Origin of the sequence: Lottiidibacillus patelloidae (assembly GCF_002262935.1) — a bacterium.
GTDB classification, from domain to species: Bacteria; Bacillota; Bacilli; order Bacillales; family SA5d-4; genus Lottiidibacillus; species Lottiidibacillus patelloidae.
Genome location: NZ_NPIA01000007.1, coordinates 126,399 through 145,676, shown reverse-complemented (window position 1 = coordinate 145,676; position 19,278 = coordinate 126,399). Strand labels below are relative to the sequence as shown.

At 32.4% G+C, this 19,278-nt stretch carries 16 protein-coding genes and 1 tRNA gene; 15 read left to right on the top strand and 2 right to left on the bottom strand.

Annotation, left to right across the window (positions count from 1 at the left end):
* The first annotated feature begins 52 nt into the window (after positions 1 to 52).
* The 11 genes from CIB95_RS13045 (at position 53) to CIB95_RS12995 (ending at position 12,959) form a co-directional block, all read left to right on the top strand.
* Complete coding sequence (locus CIB95_RS13045) at positions 53 to 1,075, top strand: LacI family DNA-binding transcriptional regulator (protein ID WP_094925837.1); 1,023 nt, start codon at positions 53 to 55, stop codon at positions 1,073 to 1,075.
* Between the two features lie 172 nt (positions 1,076 to 1,247).
* On the top strand, positions 1,248 to 2,144 hold the full coding sequence (locus CIB95_RS13040) for a TolB family protein (protein ID WP_094925835.1): 897 nt from the start codon (positions 1,248 to 1,250) through the stop codon (positions 2,142 to 2,144).
* A gap of 398 nt (positions 2,145 to 2,542) precedes the next feature.
* Positions 2,543 to 3,667, top strand: coding sequence for an NAD-dependent deacylase (locus CIB95_RS16585; protein WP_332893347.1), 1,125 nt, complete (start codon positions 2,543 to 2,545; stop codon positions 3,665 to 3,667).
* A gap of 497 nt (positions 3,668 to 4,164) precedes the next feature.
* The gene (locus CIB95_RS13030; protein ID WP_094925833.1) at positions 4,165 to 4,560 is read left to right on the top strand and encodes a hypothetical protein; all 396 of its coding nucleotides are present in this window, start codon (positions 4,165 to 4,167) and stop codon (positions 4,558 to 4,560) included.
* A gap of 274 nt (positions 4,561 to 4,834) precedes the next feature.
* Entirely contained in the window at positions 4,835 to 7,309 is a 2,475-nt protein-coding gene (locus tag CIB95_RS13025; protein WP_094925831.1) for an AAA family ATPase, read from the top strand.
* Entirely contained in the window at positions 7,287 to 8,336 is a 1,050-nt protein-coding gene (locus CIB95_RS13020) for a 5-methylcytosine restriction system specificity protein McrC (protein ID WP_094925829.1), read from the top strand. The genes CIB95_RS13025 and CIB95_RS13020 overlap by 23 nt, the downstream gene beginning before the upstream one ends.
* Before the next feature lie 337 nt (positions 8,337 to 8,673).
* Entirely contained in the window at positions 8,674 to 9,627 is a 954-nt protein-coding gene (locus tag CIB95_RS13015) for a DUF4145 domain-containing protein (RefSeq protein WP_094925827.1), read from the top strand.
* A 265-nt stretch (positions 9,628 to 9,892) separates the two neighbouring features.
* Positions 9,893 to 11,626 (top strand): MBL fold metallo-hydrolase, encoded by a 1,734-nt coding sequence (locus CIB95_RS13010; RefSeq protein WP_094925825.1) that lies wholly within the window; start codon positions 9,893 to 9,895, stop codon positions 11,624 to 11,626.
* A 12-nt stretch (positions 11,627 to 11,638) separates the two neighbouring features.
* Positions 11,639 to 11,851, top strand: a complete 213-nt coding sequence (locus tag CIB95_RS13005) for a DUF3006 domain-containing protein (protein WP_094925823.1) — start codon at positions 11,639 to 11,641, stop codon at positions 11,849 to 11,851.
* Positions 11,852 to 11,955: 104 nt separating this feature from the next.
* A complete protein-coding gene (locus CIB95_RS13000) occupies positions 11,956 to 12,345 on the top strand; it encodes a hypothetical protein (protein WP_094925821.1) in 390 nt (129 codons plus the stop codon).
* A gap of 146 nt (positions 12,346 to 12,491) precedes the next feature.
* On the top strand, positions 12,492 to 12,959 hold the full coding sequence (locus tag CIB95_RS12995; protein ID WP_094925819.1) for a hypothetical protein: 468 nt from the start codon (positions 12,492 to 12,494) through the stop codon (positions 12,957 to 12,959).
* Between the two features lie 247 nt (positions 12,960 to 13,206).
* Here CIB95_RS12995 and CIB95_RS12990 read toward each other — a convergent pair.
* Together CIB95_RS12990 and CIB95_RS12985 are read right to left on the bottom strand one after the other, a co-directional pair.
* Positions 13,207 to 13,303 (bottom strand) — tRNA-Sec (locus tag CIB95_RS12990).
* A 71-nt stretch (positions 13,304 to 13,374) separates the two neighbouring features.
* Positions 13,375 to 13,767, bottom strand: coding sequence for a thiol-disulfide oxidoreductase DCC family protein (locus tag CIB95_RS12985; RefSeq protein WP_094925817.1), 393 nt, complete (start codon positions 13,765 to 13,767; stop codon positions 13,375 to 13,377).
* A 133-nt stretch (positions 13,768 to 13,900) separates the two neighbouring features.
* Here CIB95_RS12985 and CIB95_RS12980 point away from each other — a divergent pair, with 133 nt between their 5' ends.
* The 4 genes from CIB95_RS12980 to CIB95_RS12955 all read left to right on the top strand — a co-directional run bounded on the left by CIB95_RS12980 (position 13,901) and on the right by CIB95_RS12955 (position 19,270).
* A complete protein-coding gene (locus CIB95_RS12980; protein ID WP_094925815.1) occupies positions 13,901 to 15,517 on the top strand; it encodes a M20/M25/M40 family metallo-hydrolase in 1,617 nt (538 codons plus the stop codon).
* A 603-nt stretch (positions 15,518 to 16,120) separates the two neighbouring features.
* Positions 16,121 to 16,459: a hypothetical protein gene (locus CIB95_RS12970; protein ID WP_094925811.1), complete on the top strand. Its 339-nt coding sequence runs from the start codon at positions 16,121 to 16,123 to the stop codon at positions 16,457 to 16,459.
* A 545-nt stretch (positions 16,460 to 17,004) separates the two neighbouring features.
* Positions 17,005 to 18,249, top strand: a complete 1,245-nt coding sequence (locus CIB95_RS12960; RefSeq protein WP_094925807.1) for an MFS transporter — start codon at positions 17,005 to 17,007, stop codon at positions 18,247 to 18,249.
* 286 nt (positions 18,250 to 18,535) lie between these two features.
* The gene (locus CIB95_RS12955; RefSeq protein ID WP_094925805.1) at positions 18,536 to 19,270 is read left to right on the top strand and encodes an urease accessory protein UreH domain-containing protein; all 735 of its coding nucleotides are present in this window, start codon (positions 18,536 to 18,538) and stop codon (positions 19,268 to 19,270) included.
* Positions 19,271 to 19,278 lie beyond the last annotated feature (8 nt).

Below are 19,278 nucleotides of genomic sequence, written 5' to 3'. Positions count from 1 at the left end.
TGATGTAAATATTAATACTTTTTGGTTTGAAAGTAGTAGGGGGATCACACTAATGGCTGTTACAATTAAAGATGTTTCGAAATTAGCAAATGTCGCACCTTCGACTGTTTCGAGAGTAATTGCTGATAGCCCTCGTATTAGTGAAGATACAAAAAGACGAGTGCGCGATGCAATGAAAGAATTAGGATACCATCCAAACCTAAATGCTCGTAGCTTAGCAAATAAGTCATCACAAGCTTTTGGAGTTATTATTCCTAGGTCAACGGATAAAGCGTTCCAAAATCCTTTCTTTCCTGAAGTAGTTCGAGGTATAAGTAAAGTTGCGCATGAAAAAGAATTTGCACTTTATATATCAACGGGAGCAACAGAACGAGATATATATGAAGAAGTCGTCAGAATGGTTCAAGGTCGACGAGTAGATGGGATAATTCTATTATATTCTAGCATTGACAATAAAATTATGTCCTATTTACATAAACAGAAATTTCCGTTTACGATTATTGGAAAGCCAGCGAAAAACATGGATAATATTACCCATGTTGATAATGACAATATTATGGCTAGTAAAGATGTTACCAATCACTTAATTCAATTAGGTCATGAAAGAATTGCGTTTGTTGGTGGAAACATTAACTTGGTCGTAACAATTGACCGATTGTTAGGGTATAAAGAAGCTTTGCAAAATGCTGGTCTCACATATCGTGACGAGTATATAGTCCACGAAGAATTCTTACAAGAAGGTGGACAGGAAGCAATTTCAAAATTACTAAGTTTAAAAGAACCGCCAACTGCAATCATAGCAGCAGATGATATTATGGCGTTTGGGATGCTTAAGACGCTTGATGAAATAGGTATATCAGTTCCTGATGACTTATCAATCGTAAGCTTTAATAATATTATGCTTTCGGAAGTTTCCAGACCTCCGCTGTCAACAGTAGATATTAATATATATCAACTTGGTTACCAGGCAGCCAAGTGCTTAATTGAAAAAATTGAAAATCCTGAAGAACCTGCAAAACGAATTATTTTACCTTATAAGATTATTAAGCGAGAGTCATGTAAGGAGTACAAATAAAGAAAAAAGAAATTTATCCTCAAAAGTGGAGGTACAGATACTACATTTAGTATCCATACGCCCTACTATTGGGGATTTTTTTATTTAACTGGATAATAGGTAATGTGTGGATAGACTTAAAAATATGTGAATATAAATTAACTGTATATCTAATGAAAGATAGGTGGTTAATATGAAAAGCTTAAATGCTTATGTTATGCTAGTTTGCTTTTTATTAATCTTGTCTGCGTGTTCTGAAAACGTTCAAGTACAAGAGGGTGCAAAGGAAGCAGGAGAAGAAGAGGGACAAAAGCAATCTACTTTTTCAGGAACACTATATTTTATGAAAGATAACTTCATATTTTCTGCAAACCCAGATGGATCAAATTTACAACAATTATCAACGACTGGAGTAGATGGAAAGCCTGATTCAAACCCAGATGTTTCAAATGACGGATTAAGTATTGTTTACAGTTTTGAAAAAACAAAGATATTTATGATTCCTGCAAGCGGCGGACAAGAAAAACTAGTTGCTAGTCAGTGGTTGTCAGATAATCCAGTTTTTTCACCGGATAAATCAAAAGTAGCTTTTGACATGAGTTATAATTTGATGCTAATTGCTACAGCTTTTACTGAAAGTGGAGAATTTGAAAGAACGTATAGTGGTTTCTCTCCAAGAGGTTGGCCTGATTGGTCACCAGATGGAAGTTCAATAATTGCAACACAATTAAGTGATGATGGAACATACTTTAAGCTTGTCTTGATTGATGTTAACTCAAACAAAGCAAAGGATTTATTAAATGATGCAAACCATGATTATTTTCAAGCTTCATATAATCATGACGGAAGCAAAATTGCAGTCGTTAAGGCTCCTGTTGATACGGAAGAATATCAGTTGTGGGTCATGAATGCTGACGGTTCTGGTGGAGTTAATCTTATTTCAGGAATTGTGATGGCGCGTCCTGCGTGGTCAACCGATGGAAAGCACATTGCTTTTGAAAAGAACAATTCCATCTATATTGTACCTGTTTCTGGTGGTAAACCTAAGTTAGTTATTGAAGGAGCCAAAGCTCCTGCTTGGGGAAAATAAAGCATTAAAGAACCTCAGAGTTTTACAACTCTGAGGTATTAACTTTTATAAAAAAATAAAGAAGGAAAGAGAATATCCAATACCGGTGGCAAAGCAGCTTATAAGTTTCTAAAAAAATATTAATGGAAGGAAGCAGAAATCTACAAGACTTCCGTTAATAAATTTCCCAGGCAAGCGCAACATATGACAAATTAATAGAAAATTTTCATTAAAAAGCCTAAGTACAACATACTTATTTGGTAATTATTAATAGTAATTGTCGGAAAATAGTAACTCACTTACTCAACTAACCGATCTAATAAAACCCGCATTAAATTCCTATTCTTGTAATAACAATAAAAAGAATTTCACAGAAAATATACTCTGTTTTTCATTCAATAAAGAAAGGGTGAAATCTTGTGAAAAATAATTGGCAAAAGATTTTAGAGTTAGGTGCTGAGGGCGGCTCCATTACTCTTATTGGAAAGCAGCAAGAAGACGAATCTTGGGTCTTCAGTAGGAGAGTAAATGAAATATTCTCTCTTGAGGATGATGAAGTAGTACCCGGTAGAGTCCAAAGAGAAAGAAGGAACATCAGTGCTACAACTAATAATATGAGTAACCAACAATTTAAAGGCTTTGAAGGAGCACTTAAAATTTTAGAAAGATATCCTTGGATGCAATTATTTCCGAAGTATATTCACCCTGAATTTCGCTTGAAGTTTCTAAAAGAAATTACAGATAGTAAACCTAGTTTAAGTACTGTTCGAAGGTGGGAAAAAGCAACAGGGATAAAGGTTACGGAGCTGGAAGTGGATATATTCGAGCAGTTTAAACAGATGATGAAATCTTCTCGTCATACAGTTATCTTCACAGGTGCTGGTATGGCTACCGAAAGTGGAGTGCCAGACTTCCGTTCTGCTCAAAATGGAATGTGGAACGGAATTGATCCTTTATCTCTTGCTAGCGTTGATGCAATGAAACATAACCGTACATCTTTCATGAAATTTTATAGAAAGAGAATCCTTGATTTGCAAGATGTACAATTTAACAAAGGGCATGAGATTTTAGCACAATGGGAGAAAGTAGGATTAATTAAATCGATTATTACACAGAATGTGGACGGACTGCACGCTGCTGCAGGTAGTCAAAACGTATTCGAATTACATGGTTCATTGAGTAGAGCACATTGTAATGACTGTTTAACAGAATATGAAATTGAAAAATTCCTTAATGAAGAAACATGTAGGTGCGGAGGAATAATACGTCCAGGTGTTGTATTGTTTGGAGAAAACCTACCTGAAAAGACACTGAAATTCGCTTCAATAGAGTCTGAAAAAGCTGATTTGTTTATTGTCTTAGGATCATCTCTTTCTGTATCTCCTGCCAACTGGTTTCCTGTCGATGCAAAGGAGAATGGGGCAAAGCTAGTAATAGTCAATAATGACCCAACAGACCTTGATGATGTAGCTGATTTAGTAATTAATGATTATGGTATAGGAGAAGTATTAGCGAGAGTTAAAAGGCTTCTTGAAGTTAAATAATTTATGAGTGATACTAATACTCTTAATTAAATGGGGTCTTAATGAGTGGTAAGTATTCTCTAAAATAGTTAGACGAGTAACAGTGTTTATAAAATCTAGTTAATTCTTTATTTGGCAACTAAAAAGTACACTAGTATAATATTATTATTTATTACAAAAAGAGAAATAAAGAGAGAAATTTGAATATTTGAATGGATTCCATTAAATGGAACTCTGCTTATATTGCTTCAAGAAAGTAAGAACACATAATAAATATGATAAGAACTAACTTCAAAAAACATGAACCTATTATGGTTCATGTTTTTATATGAGTGTATTTAGATCCTAACCCAGTGCAGTTAAAACGGGATGAGATGAAGAACAATATATTAAAAAAGTACGATATTCCAATAATTAGACTGAAAACTACTGGAAGCCAGGAAGAAATAGTATTAAGAGATAAGCTTAAAGAGTTAGTAGAACATGTTGGCTAAGTAATAATAGGAGGTAGTGAGAGAATGGAGAAACTAGATGAATTCAAAAGTACGATAAATTGTTTAGGAAATTCCTATCTAGATAAATTAAAAGATGATAATTACTCCATAAAGAGTAAAAACTTTACCATTTTTGGGACTAAAACGAATAAATGGGGAAAAGTGTTTCTAAAGTCTACCAGATTTGAGATTGTAATTGATTTACCAAGAGCAACATACACAGAAGATTATATTGCCGACAGAATGGGGTTAGAAAAAGTGCTAGTCAATGATAAAAAGACAGGTATTCGCATAAAACAACAAGAGGATAGAGATCAACTATTTATAAATATATATAAGAAAGATTATCAATATATATCACTTAAGGATGATAGAGTTGTTGAATTCCTTAGGGAGAACAGTAAGTTAGTATCTCGATAAAAATAATCTAGCAAAAAAATATTAATTATCAATGATTAATTGAATGAATAATTAGGATAATATAAATATTAAATTTATGCATCCTTATGTCATGGAAAGGCTATCCTTTTTAGGATAGCTTTTGTCTATTTCTAGAAAGGTCATATCATCATAAAAAAAATAATTCATTCTTTTTATTGGTTTTCTTAAATAGGATAAAAATTGTTAAATTATGTTAAAGTATATAATGACATTACTAATATAATAAAGATGTTCAATAAGAGGAGGAAACACATTGTCTCAATGGATTTTCCAAGGTAATCCAAAACGTTTTACTATAGATAAAGAAAAGTATCCTGATCTACATGATATTAATAGCTATGTAAAAAATGGGGAGATAATTGACTGGAGCATAAGACAGGCACATCATCTAAAAGATATTAAAATAGGTGATCAAGTATTTATTTGGCGTTCTGATGGTGAAGAGAAGAACAGTGGAGGAATTATTGCTATCTCTGAGATTATAACAGAGCCCTTTATCAATGGTGATGGACTATCAACTGTTGAATTAAAAGTAAAAGAAGTTCGATTAACCGAATCTGATGGAATGTTACTTAGACATCTATTAAAAGAAATGCCAGAAACAAAGAACTTACTAGTTATAAGAGCTCCACAAATGACCAATTATAAATTAAGTGAAAAAGAGTTTTCTTATTTAATAGATTATTGGAATCACCCAAACCTTTTAACAAACAACTCTGATTTATCTATTATAGAGAAATACCTTAATTATTATAAAAATGAAACACAAGGAAAACTCCCTGAACTTAATTACATAGAGCAAAGCTATCAATACTTCATTCAATTTAGAAATCCTGATTTCATAAAAAATATGGAGTGGGAAGACTTTCAAAAAATAGGTAATCATGTAAATGCTTATCGAATGGCGATCGCTAGAAGCCGAGCATTTGGGAAAATGAATGCACCATTAGAAAAATATCGAGAAAGTTTTCTTTATCTTGTTCATGGAGATGATTCAATAGAAATACGAATGGATCAGTTTTTAAATAATCCAGATTATAAATTATTCGGAATTGGAGCAAATGCACTAAGTGAAATGATTGGTAATATCTTTCCAGAACAATATTGTTTTTATAACCAAAGAGATCGTGTTGCCGTAGAGAACGAGTTGGAAATTGATCCGAATTATAGTCGGGGTGATACTTTTTCTCAAAAGTTTGTTAAGTTTCAAAATATTATAAGGCAATATAATATTGCAGATAAATACGAATCAATTGTTGGGCGCTATACTAATCTCCCAGTTTATTATGAAGTCGATCAGTTCTTTAGTTTTGTATTTGAAAAAAGTAAACAGACATTACAAGATGATGAAATTTTTCATAATCCTAGGTATTGGCTGTTAGCTGCTGGAGAAGGAGGCAATCAGTGGGATTCTTTCAAGCAAAAAAATCAAATTTCAATCGGTTGGAAAAAACTTGGGGATTTACGCAACTATAAGAATAAGAAGGATATTGCAGAGAAACTGAAAGAGTTAGATGGATTGGATCACACACCAACTAATGATGCTCTTGCGAATGAACAATTTGTTCGTGATATGAAAGAAGGAGATTTTGTCCTAATTAAACGTGGAAAGTCAAAAGTAATAGCTTTAGCTGAAATCATTTCACAGTACAAATTTGATACCGAAAATGGTGATCACCATTCGTATAGAGAAGTTCATTATTTAAATGAGGGAGAATGGGATGTATCAGACTTACCGATAAATACAAAAACGTTGACAGATATCACTCCTTATAATGATTTTTTAGAAAGTCTATTGAAACGCATAGAGATATTAGAAACTTCGCCACCATATGAAACTGAAAATCCAAATGCAGTAAAATCTATTCCATATACAATTGATTATTTGTCAAAAGAAGTTTTTATGGATTTAGAAAAAATTGAAGATGCTATTGAGTCTTTAGAATATAAGAAGAATATTATATTGCAAGGACCCCCAGGTGTTGGAAAAACGTTTGTTGCCAAACGGTTAGCATATTTACATATGGAAAAGAAACAAATTGAGAATATAGAAATGGTTCAATTTCATCAATCCTATTCATATGAAGAATTCATTCGTGGTTTTAAACCAAATGATGAAGGACATTTTGAATTGCAGGATGGTATTTTTTACTCGCTATGTAAACAGGCGCAAAAACAACCTGATGAAAACTTTTATTTTATTATTGATGAGATCAATCGCGGAAACCTCTCAAAAATATTTGGTGAAGTCATGATGCTAATGGAAGCTGACAAAAGGGGAAATGAATTCGCAATAAAATTGGCATACGGTAAAGGGGAAACATTTTATATTCCTGAAAATGTATATCTGATAGCTACTATGAATACCGCGGACCGCTCCTTAGCAATGGTAGATTATGCCCTTCGTAGGCGATTTGCTTTTATTGATTTAGTACCTGGTTTTCATACTGATACTTTTGCTGATCACCTAAAATCGAAAGGAATCAGCCAAGGTTTTGTTGATAAGATACGAGCATTTATGGACGATGTGAATATTGAAATTATTAATGACAAAGTTAACTTAGGAAAAGGATTTGAAATAGGTCATAGCTATTTTTGTCCAGATGGGGCAGTGCAAGATGAGCAATCATGGTATGAACGAGTAGTACGTTTGGAAATCAAACCATTATTACAAGAATATTGGTTTGACCAGGAGGATAAGGTTGATGACCTCATCAAACGATCCTAGTAGAGTACCTATTAAGAACATTTATTATATGTTAGCTTATGCTTGGGACCATCCGCATGAGAAAAATTTTATAACTGTTTATGAAGATGACGAAAAAGATCTAATAAATCTATTAAGTAAAGTGCTCTTAATGAAGATTAAGGCACTCATCAAAAAAGGTTTTTATAAAAAATATATAGAATATCAAGAAGAGTCAGGAATTATTAGAGGAAAGATACTTTTCAAAGAATCAATCCAAACCTTTTCACACAAGCGAGCTAAAATGTTCATTCAACAAGAGAATATGACATATGATATTCTGCATAATCAATTAATTAAATCAACATTCTACTTTTTAACTAAGCATAAAGAGTTAGAAAAGAAGTACCAAGATGAAATTAAGAGTGTGCTATCATATTTTCATGGTATCTCATTAATTAAAGTTAATATAAGAATGTTTAAAGAGATTAACTTGCATCGCAACAATCAACATTACCAATTTTTATTAAACATTTGCCAGTTTATTTGGGAGAATAGTTTACTTAATGAAGGTGAGAGTCAAAAGATATTTCTAGATTTTAATCGTGAACATCATCTTATGGCAAGGTTGTTCGAAAATTTCGTTAAAAATTTTTACAGAAAAGAAATTAATGGATCGAAAGTTAAAAGTGAATCAATTAATTGGCCTGCCGAAGGGAATAAAACAAATTATCTTCCCAATATGAAAACCGATATTTCATTAGAAATATCAAATCAAAAGATAATTATGGATACAAAATTTTATAAAAAAACTCTTGGTGAATACTGGGATAAAGAAACGGTACATAGCGCACATCTATACCAACTGTTTTCCTATATTAAAAATGATGAGTTTTATTCTGGTCGTAAATCAAAGGGCATTCTTTTGTATCCAAGGGTGGACAAATCAATTAACTTGAACTATAAGATACATGGGTTTGATATTAAGATATGTACTCTAGACTTAACAAGAAATTGGGCGAAAATTCATGAGCAATTATTAGAAATAGTCAGTGATAAAAGCCTGTAAAATACTTTAACATCTTTTGTATTTAGTTAAACATCAAGAACGATATATGAAATATGCGGAAGTCTTATTTGACTTCCGTTTTATACTTTCTGAATATAATATCCAAGGAAAACTATCATTTAACAAACCCTTTATTCCAGTTAGTAACGTAAGTGTTTAGTAGTATTTGTAGAGTATCTGAATTAACTTGCTATGATTACCTAGTAAGTTAAATCTATGAGGTAAATATGTATCCGAGATTTCAAAACTATTAACCAACGCATTCTATAAAGCTTCCAATTTTTAGAAATAGTGGTAAACTATATGGAGTATTAAGATAGAAGGAAGTGTAATAAGAATGAAATCAAGTATATTTAATTTCATCGGGGAATTTTCTAGTACCTTAGAAGAGTTAGCAATTCGAGTAGAAACGCTATTATGGGATCAACCGCAACCAGCTATGACACAGGCGCGCTTGTTTGGAGAAATGTTAGTATCGATGATCTTTGAGCAAGAAAACATGAATGAAGTTTATCCACTGAAACAGGTGGAAAAGATAAATAGATTGTATAGACAAGACATTATTCAAGACGATATTTATAAAAAATTGGAATACATAAGGAAAAAGGGAAATATTGCGTCGCATCAAGTTTTAGAGATGGATCAAGAAGTAGCGAAACAAGCTCATCAGGCACTGTTCGACTTAAGTATATGGTATATGGAAGTTTATGTTAGTCATACATTTAGAGCTCCCACGTATGAATTGCCGAGCACCCAAAAACAAGACCATCATGATATGAAAAAGTGGATGGATACATATATTCAAGAAACTACAAAGAGGCTTACAGAAATAGAAGAACATTTGGAACAACTGAAACAAGAAAAACAACAAGAATCGTTGGTTATTGATAAGGAGAAATCTAAAGTCAATAAATCCCCTAGCTCAGTTAAATCAAATGAACGAATTGTCCCTTTAGAAAGGTTTGAATCAGCATTTAAGAAAGTAAATTTTAACATGACAAACCTAACTAAAAAAGCAGCTGAATTTGAACATGAGGCCAATGTAGGATCTTTCGTTTATCTATTAGATAATGTATCACCAACTATTGCTATTCACCCTTCGCTCGTCGAGCAAGACAAAATGTTGATGGATGTGCCAAACAAACAAATTAAAAACACAGCGTTAAGACGATTCCCTAAAAAGGAAGAAGGCGGTAAACTGATGTCTAATTTTGGTTATACGTATACGTTCCAAACAAAAAAGGAATTAGAAGAGTTATTGCAACGAATTGTAAAAGCTTTGGGTTCTTAGGTTAATAACGAATAAAACTAGTTAATTATTATATCCTTGAACAAATCTATATCATACGTATGTATGTGTTAATAGTCTACTAATCCCATACATATCAATGAATAAATACATGAACTTCAAACGTTAACAAACAATATCTTAAACTATGTATTTACCTCTGTAATTTAACCCACAGATAAAGATAGATGAATCGCTTAACCTCAGTGACGTGATTTATTTAAATTTAATGGTATTAAGAAAATAAAATAATGGGAGTTGAGTAGATTTGTTATCGAGTAAAAAGTGGTTTACATTGTTAATGCTTATGATAGCAACACCTTATGGCATTTATCTATTAATTAAAAACTATAAGGATTATCCTAAATACATATCTTTCATAGTTGGAGGTATATTGAGTTTACCTTTTATTTTTATACTCTTTTTAGAAGATGGGGTAGCAACATTATTTCTGTACTTATTTTTTCTATTAATCTTTGCTAGTATTACTGCATTAATAAAAGGGAAAGTCTCTAGTTTATATATAAAATCTAGGGAAATTGCGGGTATTGCCCTTGTATTATCAATTATTGGTACAGGTGTTTGTGCTGCATTCCTTCCCGATGTAGAAGGTGCTCCACAAGGCAAAGCTTCAATAGAAGCCGCTTCTGAATTCAAGAAAAATGAAAAACAGAAATTAGATAGTAAAAGTGATGAGGATAAAGAATTAAATAAAGAACAAGAATCACTTAGCGAAGAAAAGTCTAAAAACGAATCTAAAAAAGAAGAGGAACAAGAGAAAAAAGACGAACAAAAGAAAGAAGAAATAGTTTCTAAAAATCAAGGAGTGCTGACAGTTCATTTTGTAAATGTCGGGCAAGGATCTGCACAAGTAATTATTGCTCCAAGCGGAAAAGTAATGCTTATAGATGCAGGGAACAATGATGATGAAGACGACATTGTAGCATATCTTAACAAGATAGGAATCTCCCGCGTAGATTATGTTATTGGTACACACCCCGACGCTGATCATGTGGGAGGATTAGATGCTGTAATTGATTCTTTTAATATTGGCGAAATTTACATGCCAAAAATCTCAGCTAATACCATAACCTATGAAGATGTATTACAGTCAATTCGTAATAAAGGGTTAAAAGTTAAAACCGGTAAGGAAGGCGTTACAATAGACCTGGGCGATGGTATTAAAACAGAATTTCTTGCACCAATAGGTACCTCTTCAGACCGAAATGAAATGAGCATTGTTGTAAAATTAACTTATGGGCAAAAATCATTCTTATTTACTGGTGATGCAGATAAACAATCAGAAGAAGAAATGATTTTAAAGTTTGGAAACAAATTGAATGTAGATGTGTTGTCTGTAGGGCACCACGGTTCCAATACAAGTACATCTCAGAGCTTTTTAAATATAGTTACACCAGATTATGCAGTAATTCAGGTTGGAAAAAATTCCTACGGTCATCCTACAGATAAAGTATTAAAAAGATTAGATGATTCGGGTGCGAAGATATATCGTAATGATAAGCAGGGCACAATTATTTTTACAACAAATGGACATTCGTTAGATATAAATACAAGTTCATGGGTATATAAACCTAATACTACAACTAAGACAGAATCAACTACTAAAGCTGAGGATGACTCTGAAAATAAGAATGAGAATGAAGATGATGTAGAAGAGGAAGCGAACGCACCTGTGGGAGTCAAGAGTATCTCAGCTTCATCAATAATTAGCAATCCAAATCCCAAGCAAAACGCAACAATTACAGTAACCGTATCAGTCAATGATCAAGTTGGTAATCCTGTAGCAGATGCAGCAGTAAATTTATTATTACACTTTAAATCAACAGAAACGGAATACACAGGTAAAACCGATTCTAATGGTAAGGTCCTATTGACGTTCAAGATTGGGCGAGCTTCCAAAGGTTTTACCGTTAATGGCGATATTACTGTGAACGCAAATGGAGTGACAACACACACTTCTACAGCTTTTACTCCACAATAAGGAGGGTTTAGAATGAGAGGGATTATTGATCGATTCGAGGGAAACATTGTAATAATTGAGATAGAAGGGAAAACAAAGGATTATTCTCGAAATAATGTAGACTCTTCTGTAAAACAAAATGATGTTGTTGTTTACCGTGATGGTCGTTGGATACCTGACGGTGAGGAAACGAAAAAACGTAGCGAAAAAATAAAAAAACTGATGACTGATGTATGGGAAGATTGACTGATTGACTATGTGTTGGTACATTTTCCTAACAAACATTTGATTTAAAATGGCGCAGTCCAATTTTTAAGTATGGAATTGTTATTGCTATGGAGGAATTAGTTTTGATAAAACACTTTTTTAACCTGGCAACATTTTTAGCATTATTCATGATACTAATTGGATGTACAGAAAATAATATAAATAATATCGAAAGTATGAATATATATAAAATGAAAAGCTTTTCTGTAACGTCAAAAAATTCGCTAAGAGAAATAAATGATACTAAAATTATTAATATTTTCTATGAGGCTATTAATAATGCATCAATAATTTCAGATTCAACAGACATGGTTGATCCTCAATATAAAATTGAAATTGGTAATGATACATATTTTTTATGGTTATACGAGAATAGTGGAATACTAATGAATGATAAAGATTCTCATACAACTTTTTCAATTTCAGAGAAATCAGTAAAAGAAATTAATAGTGTTCTAGCAAATATATATTAGATTGATATTTATCATCAATGTTATTACATCAATATTATTAGAATAGATGTTTCTAAAGAATGCGTGTCTAGTAAGTCTTTATAAACGAAACTAGTAGAGAAAAACCTAATTAATTTTATTTTACAAAACAAAGTGTGGGGGAAGAAATGAAAATATTTAAAGCTTTGGTTGTTATTATTCTTATAATTAGCATAGTTTCTAACATTTATTTATTGTTAGAGAGAAAAGAACGAAACATCGAGTATGTAAAATCATTTACAAGTTCGATAGTGTTTGCTGAGGGTGTATTAGACTATATGCTAGATAATGAAGATTATAGTAACTACAAGATTTTACAAGCATATAATGCATTTATACAACTTGACGTTAAAATAAGTCATAATCCACAGGATTACAATAATATTTTCTTTTTAAATAATCGTTTGTTTTTTAAAGATATTTTAGTGAGTAACCAGGAAATAAAGGCAGATTCAAAAGATAAAATATTGCAATTAGACGGAATATTGAAAGAATTAAAAGTGAAACTAACTACTACAGAGCATCAACCTAAGAAAATGTCTATAAATGAGTTAAACAAAATAATAGAAGCTACCCTCAAAAAGTATAAAAATTAGGTTTTAGTCAAACACAATACTATATTTAGAAGGTATTTTTATGAAAATTGGTATTACTTTAGATTTGTTTAGTCATGTGATTCCTTCTCTTCAGGAACAGGCTGTTGAAGTTTTTGACGAGGATGATGGCAACGAATACTAGTGAAAGACAATTGGCACCCAAATGGCACCCGGAGTGTCGGGAGGGAAAAAAATGAGGCTTACTTATTAATGAGCAATAAGTCTTATACCATTGATATGTAAGGATTGGCGGGACTGTGTGGGAATCGAACCCACCAGAGATGGCACGCACCTCCCAAAAGGTTTTGAAGACCTAGGCAAGCACCAGCTACGCAACCAGCCCCATGAATACTAGACAAGATGTAATTATATAGGGGTATTTCAAATAAATCAAGTATTATAGCCTAGTCGTTACTTATGATAAAAACCGCTCCTTCAACTCCGGCGAAGGAAGCATACAACTATCTTTTTTCCCAAACATTTTATAACGGTTCTTTGCAATTTTTCCGTAAAAGAAATCACGAATTGGAGTTGGTATAATTAAAAGAATAAATAATAGTTTCCATGCCCCTCTTAAATGTTTACATACTTTTAATGCAGCAGTGGATTTTTTGTAACTATTCTTACCCTCAATGTAAACAAAACTATCCAACTCAACTTTCCCATAATGTTTTATCATCAACTTCTCACCGATTTCACTCTGGATTGAAGCGAACTTAAACTGTTTTTTGGGATCTCGTTTAATTACAAATTGCACTCCGAAGTTACAGAGGTTACAAACCCCATCAAATAAAATTATTTTCTCCATAATAACACCCCATTTATAAAAGCTATATTGCTTTCATTGCTATTATACAATATAGCATGAAAAATCTACTTTAATAAACCATTTTGACATGATACATTTACATAAATAAAAGTATCTAAAGGGAGTGTTCATTTTGAAATGGCAAACTAAAGAGCAATTAATTCAACTGCTTTCTTCATTAGTTGCAGTTCCAAGTATTTCTGAAACAGCAGGTGAGATTGCCGTAGCTGAAAATATACACAATCAACTAAGTTCACTTGATTATTTCAAACGAAATAAAGAATTTTTAACACTCCACCCTACACATGATGGCAGAAAGTTTTTAACAGCTTTCGTCAAGAAAAAGAATGCAACCAAAACTGTTATATTACTAAGCCACTTTGATGTTGTTGATATTGAAGATTACGGTAATTTTAAACATTTAGCTTTCCAAATGGAAGAGTTAACAAATGCTATGAAAGAAAAGAAACATAATTTTGATAATGTTGTTCAAGAAGATATAGAAAATAGTGAAGAAGAATGGTTATTTGGGCGCGGTTCCATGGATATGAAAGCCGGCGTTGCATTGCAAATGGCGATGATTGAACGAGCGGCAGCTGGGGAATTTGAAGGGAACTTATTAATGGTTTCCGTACCAGACGAAGAGGTAAACTCTGTAGGTATGTTATCGGCTGTTCCAGTATTAAAACAAATGAAGGAGCAATACAATTTAGAATTTGTTGCTTGCTTAAATTCAGAACCAATGTTTAAAAACCACCCAAAAGATACAAATAAGTATATTTATACAGGTTCTGTTGGCAAGCTTTTGCCGAGCTTCTTTTGCCTCGGAGCAGAAACGCATGTTGGTGAGCCTTACTCAGGGCTTAACTCAAATTTCATGGTTTCAAAGATCACAAACTTCTTTGAGTTAAATACAGATTTTTGTGAGTTCGTTGACGGAGAAATGACACCACCACCAACGAATTTAATCCAAAAAGATTTTAAAGAGAAATACTCTGTCCAAACGCCGCACTCTTCTGTTACGATGATCAACCTTATCTATATGAAGCGGAAATTAAAAGAAATTACGGAAAAACTCCTTTCTTCAGTAAAAGAGGTTGCAACATCGATTGAGGAGCACTACACGAAAAGTGCTGAAAGTGTTTTAACTAATCCGAAAAAAGTTTCTGTAAATGTGTTTACGTATGATGAGTTGTTACAATATGCGATTAGCCTACACGGTAAAGAAGAAATTGAAAGAAGACAAAATTATTTAATTACGAACAGAGGAAATGATGGGGATAGAGACTTTTCTGCAAAGCTAGTCCAAGACTTAGCGTTTTTATGTAAAGATAAAGCACCAATGATTGTCATGTTTTATTCACCACCATTTTATCCAGCTGTATCATCTATGGAAAATGAATTTATACAATCTGTTGCCAATAAAACAGTTACTAATTTCAAGGAAAAGTTTGGAGTCAATGTTGTAAAACAAAACTATTTTGCAGGATTATCAGACTTAAGCTTCGTGCAATTGAAAGAGACGGATGAAGACATCTTGCAAGTAACGAATAATACACCTTTATTTAATAAAGGTTACTCATTACCTGTGAAAGAGATTCAAGAGTTAAACATTCCAGTCATTAACATTGGTCCGTTTGGTCGTGATCCACACCAACGAACAGAGAGACTTGAAACGAATTACTCGTTTGAAAAATTGCCTATAGTCTTAAAGGATTCAATTAAAGATTTACTTTCTAAATTAAAATAAGATCTTTGAACTTGTTATGAGTAAACCATCATAAGTTGAACAAGAGGGTGCTTTCCGGCAAGAAGAAGGAAAAGCACCTTTTTTAATTGAATTACTAATGGAAGAAGTTTAGTAGATTTAGAAAAAATTGCCGTTTACAGGAGGTAAGGTATTTAATGAGTTTAATAGGAGTTTTAAATATCATATTACAATTTCTAATTGTTATTATACTAGCCTTTGGACTCATTCAATGTAAAAACTCTTCATTTAAAGAAGGCATCTATTTTTTTCTCATCCTTTTATTTCACCAGTTAAATAGTTTCTTTGCACCGTTGTATATTGATTTTGTTTATTTGAACTTCATGAAATTGTCAACAGGAATAACTTATGGTGAATTTACAAGGCTATCGTTTTTCATTAACCAAGTAATTTTGTGCGTAGCACTTGTTTACTTGGTAATTGGAATAAGAAGACAATGGTGCAAATACAAGGTGAGTAATTAATATATTAGAGGAAATTGCATCGGAAAGATGTCCAAATAGATATTTGGCAAGTAAGGCGCTAGAAGGTTGTACAATAGTAGAAAAATATGAAATGAAAATTTTTTATATTTGTGAGGGATAAATGAAATACTTGTTGAATGAAATTCAAAAATTAAATATATCTCTATCAAGAAAATTTTTATATTCGACATTATTATTTATCTCAGGAGTTACTTTAGGCATAATTTCCAAGGTGCTTGATGAAACTGCCAGTAATTTATTACCATATTTTCTTGAAGTGTTGGATTTAAGGAACTTTTTTTCTCGTATGGGAGTTTGGATTTTCCTTGCAGTACTAATTTCTGTGTATAGTAAATCGCCTGTAAGGTCTGCCATAAATGTCTTTTTGTTTTTTGTAGGAATGGTAGGTAGTTATTATTTTTATACTATTATGATAGCTGGTTTTTTCCCTAACACATAAATGATGATTTGGATTATCATGATTGTTTTTTCACCATTTATGGCTTTTGCTTGTTGGTATGCTAAAAGTAAAGGTATAATTGCTATTTTTATTTCATCTATAATATTTATGTTTATTTCAAGACAAGCTTTTGCATTTGGATTTTGGTATTTTGATATTATGAATATATTGGAATTTCTACTTTGGATAGCCATGATTTTTGTCTTATATCAGTCGCCCAAACAAATAATCATAGTGGTCCCCATAGGGTTACTACTTTACTTCCTTACAACTCAATTAAATTTATTCTGGGGAATGTTTTAAGTTTCTATCTACCAGATTGTGATAGGTTGTACTTAAAGTAACGGGTGCGATGTACAAACAGAGCATCGCTTCTTCCGATAACGAGTGCAGTAGAGTTTAATTAGGTGTTCGTTAATTAGGTTGTCTTAAAACAACAGTATTTCAATAATACTTTTCAAACATCACATTAGTATTCAAATAATAGTATTTATGCTAACGTAGTAAGCATCGTTAAGATTATTACACATAATTAGGAGTCTTGTATGATAAAAAACTTAAAGGATTGGAAAGAGCCCACGCTGTTACTATCTTCTATGGGGATATCTAGTATCGGAGACTTTATCTATTTAGTTGCAATAAATATTATTGTATATCAATTAACGGGGTCGGCAACTGCTGTTGCAGGACTGTGGATAGTTGGACCACTAACAAACATTATTACTAAGTTCTGGACTGGTAGTTTTATTGATTACCGTAGTAAGAGAAAAGTAATGATTGTAACATACATAATTAGAGCGACTTTCATCTGCTTAATCCCACTTGCACCAAATATAGCAGTTATATATGGGATCTTGGTTATCCTGAGTGTAGCAAAAGCATTCTTCCATCCATCATCAATGACATACGTTGCTATACTTGTTCCTAAAGAAAAAAGAAAGCAATTTAACTCTATTAGCTCTTTTACAAGTTCTGGGGCATTTATTATTGGACCAGCTATAGGCGGCTCTCTTATTTTATTGACTACAGTTGAAGCGACATTGTGGCTAAATGCATTGTTCTTTCTGTTTTCAGCAATTTTATTATTTTTTCTACCGGATAAAGAAAATATTAATAAAGATACAATCCCGACATTGACTTTTTCCCAAGTGGTACAGGATTTTTCAGTAGTTCAGAAGTTCATGTCACAAAATAAATATCTAACTTTTACCTACCTTGGCTTTATTATTGTTATGCTTTTTACCTTTGCAATGGATGCGCAAGAAGTTGTATTTACACAACAAGTTATAGGGCTTTCTGAGATGGAGTATAGTCTCTTGATAAGTATTACTGGGATTGGTTCTGTTATTGGTGCTATGTTACTTTCAATTTTTTCAAATTTCTTCTCGCTTAGATATATGATTGTCACCGGTATTGTCATGATGACAATAGGTTATGTAACTTATGCATTTTCATGGTCATTTCTATCAATTGTGGTTGGATTTGTAATCTTAGGTTTCTTTAATGTGTTCTTAAATGCAGGAATAACGACTTTTTACCAAAATAATGTTCCAGTAGAAATTATGGGCAGAGTGACAAGTATTTATCAGTTGATACAAAGTGCTGCTCAAGTAGTATTTATTCTTGTAACAGGGTTTGTAGCAGATTTAATTTCTTTAAGACTAACAATTATTACGATGGCACTTGTGATGCTTTTCTTATCTATAATCTTTTCTTTATCAGTATTGAAGCCAAGCAAAGCATTTTATTATCGAGAAGACTACAGTGAAAAAGACAAACTAAGTGTTTAAGAAAAAAATAACCCAATTAAAGCGTAGGTTGCTTATTGTATTAACGGGTGCTTCATCAAGGATATAAAAATTTTTGCATACTCTAAAAGAAATTTAATAATTCGAACTGCACCCCAAAAATTTGGAGGTGCTTTTTTTATAGCTAAATTTTTAATTGAATAGATCCTAGATATCGTTATCCTTTAACTACAGCTGATTCTCTGGAATGTGTTTTTGAAATTACTTGTCTTAAAAGTTACACCCGTAAATATAATGGTAGAAACCTTACAAAAAAGGAGCGAAATTTATGCATCATATATTTCATGAATGGAGCACCGTTCTTTCTAATCCAATTGCTAACTTAACATATAGTATGGAGAGTGTACCTATCATGTTTGCGCTTCTGTTAGGTATGGTGGCGATTTTAGCGCCATGTCAAATAACGGGAAACCTCGGAGCTATTATGCTTTATGGTAATAAATCACTTCAAGAAAAAGTCGCCTGGAAAGAGGCAATTGCATTCATTATCGGGAAAATTACAGTCTATTCTTTTCTTGGTGTAATCGTATTAGTAGTAGGAAAAGAGATCATGGAGAGTTTCCAAAGTATAGCACCTTACATTCGAAAATTATTAGGTCCAATGCTTGTCTTTATAGGATTAGTATTAATGGGATTAATCAATTTTAAGTTTTCTTTTTCATTCACTAGAGGCGATTTTACTAAAAGTAAAAAAGGAGTTTATAGTGCCTTTCTATTCGGTGTATTTATTTCACTAGGATTCTGCCCAACAATGTTTCTGTTGTTTTTCTTAACATTAATGCCAATCGTGTTAACTTCAAGTGTTGGCGTATTGTTACCGAGTGTTTTTGCAGTAGGAACGTCATTACCTTTACTCTTATTTCTTGGGTTAATCGCTTTTACGGGATATCAAGGGACAACTTTAAAGCAAAGTAAAAAAATTGGTAGTCTAGTGCAAATATTAACCGGGTTACTTCTTTTCACCATTGGAGCTTTAGACACATTAACATTTTGGTTCGCATAAAAATGCCA